This window comes from Brevundimonas sp. (assembly GCF_013823285.1).
In the GTDB taxonomy this organism is placed as follows: domain Bacteria; phylum Pseudomonadota; class Alphaproteobacteria; order Caulobacterales; family Caulobacteraceae; genus Brevundimonas.
This window is the reverse complement of the sequence record NZ_PNLV01000085.1, coordinates 1-10699: the sequence shown is the minus strand read 5'-3', so window position 1 is coordinate 10699 and position 10699 is coordinate 1. Positions and strand designations below refer to the sequence as shown.

The 10699-nt window shown below is 68.0% G+C and carries 8 protein-coding genes; 4 read left to right on the top strand and 4 right to left on the bottom strand.

The window, feature by feature from the left end; genetic code table 11:
* A partial coding sequence (gene uvrA, locus C0461_RS11340) for an excinuclease ABC subunit UvrA (RefSeq protein ID WP_292106985.1) occupies positions 1 to 1559 on the top strand: 1559 nt, incomplete at its 5' end.
* 7 nt (positions 1560 to 1566) lie between these two features.
* Here uvrA and C0461_RS11335 read toward each other — a convergent pair.
* A complete protein-coding gene (locus C0461_RS11335; protein ID WP_292106982.1) occupies positions 1567 to 2481 on the bottom strand; it encodes a hypothetical protein in 915 nt (304 codons plus the stop codon).
* Positions 2482 to 2544: 63 nt separating this feature from the next.
* A complete protein-coding gene (locus tag C0461_RS11330; protein ID WP_292106980.1) occupies positions 2545 to 3447 on the bottom strand; it encodes a hypothetical protein in 903 nt (300 codons plus the stop codon).
* 64 nt (positions 3448 to 3511) lie between these two features.
* On the opposite strand from C0461_RS11330, the gene trmFO reads away from it, so the two are divergent.
* Both trmFO and C0461_RS11320 read left to right on the top strand, forming a co-directional pair.
* Positions 3512 to 4900: a methylenetetrahydrofolate--tRNA-(uracil(54)-C(5))-methyltransferase (FADH(2)-oxidizing) TrmFO gene (gene trmFO, locus C0461_RS11325; RefSeq protein WP_292106977.1), complete on the top strand. Its 1389-nt coding sequence runs from the start codon at positions 3512 to 3514 to the stop codon at positions 4898 to 4900.
* Positions 4901 to 4997: 97 nt separating this feature from the next.
* Positions 4998 to 5849 carry a hypothetical protein gene (locus C0461_RS11320; RefSeq protein WP_292106973.1) on the top strand — a complete coding sequence of 284 codons (852 nt, stop codon included), beginning with the start codon at positions 4998 to 5000 and terminating at the stop codon, positions 5847 to 5849.
* 135 nt (positions 5850 to 5984) lie between these two features.
* Here the strand turns inward: C0461_RS11320 and C0461_RS11315 are convergent, their stop codons facing one another.
* Both C0461_RS11315 and C0461_RS11310 read right to left on the bottom strand, forming a co-directional pair.
* Complete coding sequence (locus tag C0461_RS11315; RefSeq protein ID WP_292106972.1) at positions 5985 to 8378, bottom strand: sensor histidine kinase; 2394 nt, start codon at positions 8376 to 8378, stop codon at positions 5985 to 5987.
* Between the two features lie 150 nt (positions 8379 to 8528).
* Entirely contained in the window at positions 8529 to 9098 is a 570-nt protein-coding gene (locus C0461_RS11310; protein WP_292106970.1) for a hypothetical protein, read from the bottom strand.
* 150 nt (positions 9099 to 9248) lie between these two features.
* Between C0461_RS11310 and C0461_RS11305 the strand changes: the two genes are divergently transcribed.
* The coding region (locus C0461_RS11305) for a TonB-dependent receptor (RefSeq protein WP_292106968.1) at positions 9249 to 10699 on the top strand (1451 nt) is incomplete at its 3' end.

Here is a 10699-nt window from a genome sequence, read left to right as displayed (position 1 = left end):
TGGAGATCGCCCGGCGGATACTGAAGGAGATCAACGACCGCCTCGGTTTCCTGAACAATGTGGGGTTGGACTATCTGAACCTGTCGCGGGCGTCGGCCACCCTGTCGGGCGGCGAGAGCCAGCGCATCCGTCTGGCGTCACAGATCGGCTCGGGCCTGACCGGGGTGCTCTATGTGCTGGACGAGCCGTCCATCGGCCTGCACCAGCGGGACAACACCCGGCTGCTGGAAAGCCTGCGCGGCCTGCGGGACCTGGGCAATTCGGTGCTGGTGGTCGAGCACGATGAAGAGGCCATCATGACCGCCGACCATGTGATCGACATGGGCCCGGCGGCGGGCGTGCACGGCGGCGAGGTCTGCGCCGAGGGCACCCCGGGCGAGGTCATGGCCAACGGCCGGAGCCTGACCGCCAAATACCTGACCGGCGAGCGCGAGATCGAGCTGCCGCCCGAGGGCCGCCGCCCGATCAACCGCAAGAAGATGCTGAAGATCACCGGCGCCACCGGCAACAATCTGAAGAACGTCACCGGCGAGATCCCCGTGGGCGTATTCACCTGCATCACCGGGGTGTCGGGGGGCGGCAAGTCTACCTTCACAATCGAGACCCTGTACAAGGCGGCGGCCCGGCGACTGCACAACGCCTCGGACGCGCCCGCCCACTTCGACCGCATCGAGGGGCTGGAGCATTTCGACAAGGTCATCGACATCGACCAGAGCCCCATCGGGCGCACCCCGCGCTCGAACCCGGCCACCTACACCGGCGCCTTCGGCCCCATCCGCGACTGGTACGCGGGCCTGCCGGAATCCAAGGCGCGCGGGTATGGGCCGGGGCGGTTCAGCTTCAACGTCAAGGGCGGGCGCTGTGAAGCCTGTCAGGGCGATGGCCTGATCAAGATCGAGATGCACTTCCTGCCGGACGTCTATGTCACCTGCGATGTCTGCAAGGGCAAACGCTACAACCGCGAAACCCTCGAGATCGTGTTCAAGGGCAAGTCCATCTCCGACGTGCTGGACATGACGGTCGAGGAGGCGGCGAACTTCTTCAAGGCCGTGCCGCCCATCCGCGACCGCATGCAGACGCTGGAGCGGGTCGGTCTGGGCTACGTCAAGGTGGGCCAGCCGGCTACGACCCTGTCAGGCGGCGAGGCCCAGCGGGTCAAGCTGTCCAAGGAACTGTCGAAACGGGCCACCGGCAAGACCCTGTACATTCTGGACGAGCCCACCACCGGCCTGCATTTCGAGGACACCCGCAAGCTTCTGGAAGTGCTGCAGGAGCTGGTGGAGCACGGCAACACCATCGTGGTGATCGAACACAATCTGGATGTGATCAAGGTGGCCGACTGGCTGCTGGACTTCGGTCCTGAAGGCGGCGAGGGAGGCGGCGAGATCGTTGCAAAAGGGACGCCTGAACAGGTCGCGGCTGATCCGAAGAGCTGGACCGGGAAGTACCTGAAGGAGATGCTGGACCGCCACGAAACGAGGCGGCTGGCGCGGGTCAAGGCGGCGGTCGAAGCCGCCGCCCCCGCCCCGAAAAAGGCCCGCGCGAAGGCGCGGGCCTGATTCGCATCTACAGCGACGGCGTGGGCTCGACGACCACGGGATCCGCGACGCCGCGAATATCGCGGTAGGCAGCGGCGTAGGGCGCCATGAAGATGGCCAGGCTCAGCGCCGAGATGATGCTGTTGCTGATCACATAGATGACTATGGCCGGGCCCATGGCGCTCATGATCTGGCCGATGTCGGCGCCTTCCATGGCCGCCAGCTCGCTGATGTTTCCGGTGAAGAACATCAGGGGCAGGATGATGATCGAGGCCAGGATCGACACGACAATGGCCATGACGATCACGATCAGGGTCATGCCGATCAGGCCCCAGACACGGCCCTTGGTCACGTTCCAGGAGTCGAAGATGGCGAACTTCTTCTCGGCCACCGTGATCGGCAGGGCGAGGCTGAAGCGCACCGCCAGCCAGATGAAGGCCACCACAGCCGCGACGATGAGGACAAAGGCGATCAGCCCGCCCGCGTCGCCCGCTGCGGCGGCGGCGAGTCCGGCCAGAACGCCCGCGATCCCGAACACGACGGCGCCCGCGATAGCGGCCAGCACGCACAGCACGAGGGTCACCACCAGGACCCGGACCTCATCCATGCCCAGCCGCATGTAGCCGAAGCCTTTCTCTGCAGGGTGCAGCACCACGCGCAGCGAAGCCGTGTACATCACCGCGCTGAACACGAACGACAGCGGCATGATCCACATGATCCCGGCATAGGCGGCCCAGAGCGGCTCGAAATCCTGCGGAGTCGGATTGGTGACGCCCTGCAGTTCGGTCATGGCAGCCATCAGGGTGACGAACGAACCGCCCACCAATGCGAACATCAGGGCGGTGAACACGATATAGGCCGCCGCCCATATCAGTATGGTGGTGGGGGTGCGCCGCGCGACGCGGAACCCCTCGAATGCGCAGTCCGTCGCTGAAAACGCCATGGTTCTAGCCCTCCCGTGAAGTCGTAGTTGGACCCCGAGCCTAACCTGAAAGACCTGACGGCGTCATGACGATTCCGGATGCGCCTCGTCCGCCGACGCCCGCAACTGGCGATAGGCGCTGGCCCATGGGGCGTACATCACCGCCGTGGCCGCGCCGGTGCTGGCGAAAATGAACAGCAAGGCGAGTCCGAAACCGATCATCAGGCGGGGCTCCCATGTCATGGTCCAGGTGTCGGCGTCCGCGAACGCAGCCCAGTCGATGCCCGCCAGCCCCACGGACAGGGCGGCCAGCGCCACCACCGGCAGGAACACGACGATGCCCAGGATCACGCTGAGCACGCCCATGAGGGCCAGCTTGACCGACTGGCCGCGCGCCATGCGCCAACCCTGCTCGAAGGCCAGGGTCTTGCGCTCGACGCTGGCGACCGAGATCAGCCCCGTTCGCGCCCATGCCCACAGGAACAGCACCGTCCCGGCCAGACCCAGCAGGGTCCAGACCAACGGCTGGGCCACCGGGCCCGCCCCGCGGAGAGCGATGCCGGTGAACACGGCCAGAAGGATAACCAACAGCGCCAGGATCATCATCGCCACCCAGATGGCGATCTGAACCACGATGTAGCAGAACTCGGCCACGCCGAACCGCAGTCCGGCCCATCCGCTGGTGCGCGGCCACAGCACCAGCCGGATCACCGCCACGCCGATCAGCGCCTGGACGATGAGGCTGAGCACGTTGGACAGGGCTGACCAGCCCTGGGCCTGGAGAAAGGCGTTGAGGGCCTCGGGGTCGGAAAAATCGGCCGCTGCACCCGGATTCATCCACGGATCGCCCATGATCGCCCAGATCGCCGCGAGGCTGGCGATGCCCGGCAGATAGAGCAGCACGCCCCACAGCAAAACGGCCAGCGGCCGCTTCGCGATCATCTCGAAGCCGGACCCCAGGGCTTCGCCCATCGAAAAGGTCTTCATGTCGCCCCCCGTTTCCCCGTCACAACGCTAGAGCCTAAAGCGCGGGAAGGCTAGAACCCCCGCCATGAGCACCTCCCCCTCTCCAATACACGTCATCGGCGGCGGCCTGGCCGGTTCGGAAGCGGCCTGGCAGACCGCCAATGCGGGCGTCCCGGTCATCCTGCATGAAATGCGCGGCGTGCCCGGCGTGAAGACCGACGCCCACCACACCGACGGCCTGGCCGAGCTGGTCTGCTCCAACTCGTTCCGATCGGACGACTGGGAATACAACGCCGTGGGCCTGCTGCACGCCGAGATGCGGGCGCTGGACTCGGTCATCATGGCCTGCGGCGACGCCAATCAGGTCCCCGCGGGCGGGGCGCTGGCGGTGGACCGCGAGGGCTTTTCCCGGGCCGTGACCGCGAAGCTGGAGGCCCATCCCCTGATCACCCTCGTGCGCGAGGAGATCGCGGGCCTGCCGCCCGAGGACTGGGACAATGTCATCGTGGCCACCGGGCCGCTGACCTCGCCCGCCCTGGCCGACGCCATTCTGAAGACCACGGGCGAGGAAAGCCTCAGCTTCTTCGACGCCATCGCCCCCATTGTCCATGCGGAGAGCATCGACTTCGACATCGCCTGGCGCCAGTCGCGCTACGACAAGGCGGGTCCGGGCGGCGACGCGGCGGCGTATGTGAACTGCCCCATGGACAAGGCGCAGTATGACGCCTTCATCGACGCCTTGCTGGATGGCCCCAAGACCGAATTCAAGGAGTGGGAGAACGTCCCCTATTTCGACGGCTGCCTGCCCATCGAGGTGATGGCCGAGCGGGGGCGCGAGACCCTTCGCCATGGCCCCATGAAGCCGGTCGGCCTGACCAATCCGCGCGACCCCTTGGTCAAGGCCCACGCCATCGTCCAGCTGCGGCAGGACAATGCGCTGGGCACCCTGTTCAACATGGTGGGCTTCCAGACCAAGCTGAAATACGGGGCCCAGACCGATATTTTCCGCATGATCCCCGGCCTGCAGAACGCCCAGTTCGCGCGGCTGGGGGGGCTGCACCGCAACACCTTCCTGAACAGCCCGAAGCTGCTGGACCGGCAACTGCGGCTGAAGGCCATGCCGCGCCTGCGCTTCGCCGGGCAGGTGACGGGGGTGGAGGGCTACGTGGAGAGCGCCGCCATGGGCCTGCTGACCGGCCGCCTCGCCGCGGCGCAGGCGCTGGGCCGAGACCTGGTTCCGCCGCCGCCGGAGACGGCCATGGGCGCCCTGGTGGAGCACATCACCGGCGGGCATCTGGAAGGCTCCAAGTTCCAGCCCATGAACATCAACTATGGCCTGCTGCCGCCGCTGGAAGCGCCGCGCGTGGACGCCGACGGCAAGAAGATTCCGCCCAAGGACCGGGGCCGAGCCAAGAAGCGGCAGATGAGCGTGCGGGCGCTGGAGGGGTTGAAGGCGTGGCGGGACGCAACCTGACAGGCTGGCCAACGGTTCCTGACGCGGCTGCCATGGCACTTTGCCGACGGGCACGGGCCGCATAGGATGAGCAATCTTCGGTTTTCGGGATCGTCTCATGATCGCCTGGCTTGCCGCCCTCGCTCTTCTGTCGCCAGCGCCAGAGGCCGGTGACGGTCCATGGCGCCAGCTGATCGACTTCAATCCGACGGCGGAGCGGCCGGACGGGACGTCCGTGTTCCTGCGGCAGGCGGACATGCTGCCCCAGGGAACGCCCCGCAGCTGGGAGACCCGCACGGCCCGCCACGTCTGGGTCAACCACGGGGCGGTGGTGGGCGGCCAGGCCTGGACGGTCATCGACAGCGCCTTCAATTGCGCGGGCGGCTCGGTGATGCAGACTGTGCGGACCTTCGACGCCGGGGGCCGCCTGCTGGGCGAGGCCCACCCGAATGAAGACGTCCGATCCGTGCCGCACTCGGCCGAGCACATGGTCTGGGACGCGGTGTGCATGGGTTCGCCCTATCTATACGACAAGCCGGTGGTCGCGACCCTGGCCGAGGCGACGGCGGACGCGGCCACGGGGGATGGCCTCGCGCCGCTGACGGACGAGCTGCAATGGGACGTGGACCATGACGGCCAGGCCGACATCATCCGCATCCACATGCGGCCGCACAGCATGCGCCACGACGTGGAGTTCATCCTGGCCAGGGACCCAACCCGGCCCGTCAATGTGATCACGGCTGAGCAGCCGCCGACCGGGCCTCTGGTGCAGCGCGGCATCCGGCCGCTGGAGCGCGACCGCTATCTGATCGTCTGCGAGATGGACCAAGGCGCGGATAGTCAGCCTTGCGAGGCCGCCTATCCCTTTGTCCAGCGCGGGGTTGAGGTGGTGGCCGAGGGGCAGCCGACCATCCTCGTGTGGCTGGTCAGCGGCGAGCCCCATGTGGCGCGCCTGCCGGCGGCGGAGTGAGATTTCAGACTCTGTCGACCGAAAAAACAGGGTCTGAATTGTCCGAATAGTCCGAAATCGCCTCCTCATCGTTTCTGACGGCGCCCATTATAAGGGCGGGTGAAACGCGGGGGCGGAAAGAGCGAATACGCAGCCTCAGGCCGCCCGGGCTTCGTCCTGTTCGGCGGGACGCCGCATCGGCACGGTGAAGCTGACGGTGGTGCCCTTGCCCGGCTCGCTTTCCAGTTTCATCTCGCCGTGATGCATCTCGATCAGGGACTTGGTCAGGGCCAGTCCCAGACCGGTGCCCTGGGTGGTCTTGGAGTGCTGACCCTCGACCTGCTCGAACGGCTTGGCCAGGCGCACCAGGTCCTCGGGCGCGATGCCGATGCCGGTGTCGGTGACCGCGATCTGCACGCCGCCCTCCGCCGGGCTCAGCCTGACGGTGATCGAGCCGCCCTCGGGAGTGAATTTCACGGCGTTTGAGATCAGGTTCAGCAAAACCTGTTTCAGGGCGCGGTAATCGGCCTCGATCTCGGGCAGGTCGGGCGCGTCCATGTTCAGCTTCAGGCCGCACTCCTGCGCTCGTCCGCGCATCAGGCGGATGGCGTCCTGGCAGATCTCCGCCAGGTCCACGGCCTCGTAGTGCAGGGTCATCTTGCCCGCCTCGATCTTGGCCATGTCGAGGATGTCGTTGATCAGGGCCAGCAGGTGCTGGCCCGAGTTCAGGATGTCGACGGCGTAGCCCTTGTAGCGTTCGTCGCCCAGGGGGCCGAACATCTCGCCGGCCATGATCTCCGAGAAGCCGTTGATGGCGTTGAGCGGCGTCCGCAGTTCGTGGCTCATATTGGCCAGGAACTCGCTCTTGGCCTGGTTGGCCGCCTCGGCGCGCACCATGGCCTCCTCGTATTTCCGCGCCAGCAGGGACAGCTCCTCCTGGCTGGTCTCCAGCTTGCTCACGGTCAACTGCAGGGCGTCGGCGGCCTGTTTGCGCTCCACCTCCTGACGCTTGATGACGGTGATGTCGGCGGCCGTGACCACCGCCCCGCCGTCGCCCGTGAAACGTTCGGACATCTGCAGCCAGCGGCCGTCGGCCAGCTCGATCTCGCGCATGCCGGGTCGGCCGGTGGCCGAGGGCTGGTCCTTGCGGATGGCCAGGGCGGCGATGCGGTTGAGCTCTTCCTTCTGGGCGCCGCGCTTGAGGTGGCCGGGCTGGAATCCGAAGGCGTCCTGGAAGGCCTGGTTCCACAGGATCAGCCGGCCGTAGCGGTCGAACAGGACGAAGGCGTCCGACACGCTTTCGATGGCGTCGCGGAGGCGGTTCTCGGCGGCCTGGGCCTGGGCCTTGGCGCGGCGGGATTCGGTGATGTCCAGAGCCACGCCCATGAGATGGTCATAGCCGTCCGGGCCGCGCTGGCGCGGGGCCTGGCCGCGCAGCTCCATCCACAGGGGCGGCTGGTCCGGGGCGTCCACGCGGAAGGCGATCTCGACCTGGCCGTAGGCCTGGGCCTGTCGCAGGGCGTGGGCCACCGCGTCGCGGTGCCGGGGATTGATACGCTCGATGATCTGGTCGGCGGCGGTGGCGCCGCCCCGGCCGAAACCGAGCATGCCCGCCATGACGTCGGACATCACCACCTCGTCCCGGTCGAGATTCCATTCCCAGACGCCGCAGCGCGCGGCCTCGACGGCGGTGTGGAAGCGACGCTCGGTGTCGGCCCAGACGCGGGCTGCGCGGCGCGCCCGGCGTTCCTGGAACAGCACCAGGGCTCCGAGGCCGAGGCCCAGCCCGAGCGGGCCGATCAGGATCCAGGCGTCGCCGAACAGGGCCAGCAGGCCCCCGCCGGCCGCAGGGGCGGCGGCGACAACAGTGGCCGGCGCGGTCTGCGCGTTCACGGCGGTCAGGCGCAGTTCGCCATGGGTATGGACGCCGCCCTCCTGCGCGCGCTCGGCGAGGACTTCGGTGGTCAGACCCAGGACCGAGGCGGGCTGGTCGCGCAGGCGGGAGGCGGCCGAGGCGATGATGAGGCCGTCGGCGTTGATGATGCTGACCGTCAGGCCTCCGCGGGCCAAGGATGCGGGGGCCGCGAGCTCAGGCGCGGGAAGGCGGGCGAGCACGGCGCGGCCGCCGGACGCCTCAAGCCGCAGCAGCAGGGCCTCGCCGTCCCGGGCCCGGGACAGGGCGTGGCCTTGCGACGCTTCGGTGGGCCGGAAGGCGGCGGCGTCGGCGCCGGCCGCCGCGAGGATGTCGCCCCCTTCGGAGACGACGGCGTAGGCCGGACCCGGCGCGTCGGCGCGGGCCTGCTCCACGGCGTCGAGCGGACGCGAGGGCGAGTCGGCAAGGGCGCGGGCCGCAGCGGTCAGGCCGATCATGGCGCGGGCGGAGTCGGCGTCCAGGCGCGCCGCGGCCAGTTCCGAACGGGTCTGGAGCGCCTGGGCCGTGGATTCAGCCTGCTCGCGAGGGCGGTCCCCGGCCTGACGGGCATAGAGCAGGGAGTAGATCGACAGGCCGAGCGCGGCGATGAGCACGGCGATGCGCACCCAGACGGGCATGCCCAAGCCGGATGACGCCCTGTCGGATGACCTGCGGCCCGGTCCTGTCCCGCGGCGTTCGTCGGCGTTCAACGCCCTCTCCCGCACGATTCGTGAAGACGCACAGCCTAGGGTGCGTCGCAGATTCGTGTCGAGGCCGCGCGGCGAAGATCAGGCCGCGCTCGCGGCGACGGGCTGCTCCACGTCGCCGACCGGCGTCGGCACGGTCTTGACGGCCTTCAGCATCTCGCGCGCCGCGCGCGCCAGACGGGTCAATTCGGGCGGAGCCTCGTCCACATTCTCGTCGATCGACCCCGCCAGATCCTCGGCCAGCTTCATCAGCATGGGCGCGGCGGCGATCAGCCGGGCCTGGGCCTCGATCTTTTCGGGATCACGATCGTATTCGGCGCCGGGCACCCGCCAGCCGCCCCAGTCGGCCGGGTCGGTGACCACGACGGGATAGGTGCCGGGGAAGGGGTGATGCTGGCAGTCCTCGGCCAGCTGCCACTTGTTGCGGGCCCGCAGCAGGCGCCAGTCGCCCATGTCAGCGGCGGCGGCGTCCTCCTGCGGCAGCATCAGTTCGGATCCGGTGAACTCGCGCCCGAGACCCACGTCGTAGGTGACGCGCACCGGTTCGTCGAAACCCTTGGCCCAGACCGGCTGGACCTTCTCGATGCAGGCCCAGGCGCCGACGCACTCGACCCAGACCTTCTGGCCCTTCTGAAACTGTGCGCGCGCCATGGCTCGACCCCCGATGCTCCTGAACAGACCCGTCGATCATGCGGGGCCAGGGTTAGCGGCCCGTTTCGACGGGGAAATAATTATTGATATTGCGTCTGCAAATCGTTCGCAGTAATTGCGCCGCACGACGAACACAACCGGGGCCATTTCATGCGCACGCTTCTGCTTTCCACCTCCGCCGTTCTCAGCCTTACGGCAGGCGCCGCCTGGGCCGATGAGGCGGTCGTCGCTCCGGGGGCGACGGACGTGGCGCCGGTGACGGTCATCGGAACCCGCAATGCACAACGCACCGACGAGGTGCCGGTCACCGTCAGCGTCATCACCGCCGAGGACATTGAGGAGAACCTCTACACCGACATCAAGGATCTGGTGCGCTTCGAACCGGGCGTCAGCGTGCCCACCAGCCCGCAGCGCTTCAACGCCGCCCTGTCGGGCGCGGGCCGGGACGGCAACTCGGGTTTCACCATCCGGGGCATGGGGGGCGACCGGGTGCTGATCGTGACCGATGGCATCCGCATGCCCGACGGCTTTTCGTTCGGGGCCCAGAACGTGGGGCGGGGCGGTTACAATGACCTGGACCTGATGCAGCGGGTGGAGATCCTGCGCGGTCCGGCCTCGGCGCTGTACGGCTCGGACGGCATCGCGGGGGCGATCAGCTTCACCACAAAGGATCCCGAAGACATGCTGCGCGGCCAGTCGTTCACCGCGCGGGGCCGGGTCGGCTATTCCTCGGCGGACGAGAGCTGGACCGAGGGCGTGTCCATCGCCGGAGCGCGCGGCGCCTTCTCGGGTCTGCTGGCCTATACGCGCCGCGACGCGCAGGAGACCGAAAATCAGGGCGACAACTTCAGCGAAACCACCGCGCGCACCGCGCCCAACCCCATGGACTTTTCGTCCAATGCGGTGCTGGGCAAGCTGGTGTGGCAGGTCGCGCCGAACCACCGTCTGCGCCTGACGTATGACCACTATGAGTCCGACCTGTCGGGCGATGCGCTGTCCAGTCGGGGCCCGGCGGTCCCACCGTTCCAGCCCAATGCGACGTTGCAGGTGCTGGGCGAGGACGAGCAACAGCGAGACCGGGTCAGTCTGGATCACCGCTTCACTAACGCCTTCGGTCTCGATCGCGGCTCCATGGCGGTCTACTGGCAGGACGCCACGACGCGCCAGTTCACCTATGAGGACCGCGAACCGGCGGCGGACCGGACCCGGGACGTGACCTTCGACACCCGCGTCTTTGGCCTGAACGCCGAGGGCTATCGCGTGTTCGGCCGGGGCGGGGCGGTGCAGCACCGCGTCACCTTCGGCGGCGACTGGTCCGAGAGCACCCAGGAGGCCATCCGCGGCGGCACGGTTCCCGGAGCCGGCGAGACCTTCCCCAACCGGCCGTTTCCGATCACCGACTACAGCCTCGCGGGCCTGTTCATCCAGAACGAGATGGTGCTGCTGGACGGTCGTCTGAGCATCACCCCGGCGGTGCGCTATGACTGGTACGAACTGACGCCGGAAGCCGACGCGCTCTATACCGGCGGGCCCGTGGAGGGGCAGAGCGACAGCCATGTGTCGCCCAAGCTGGGCGTGGTCTACTGGCCGACCGCGACCTT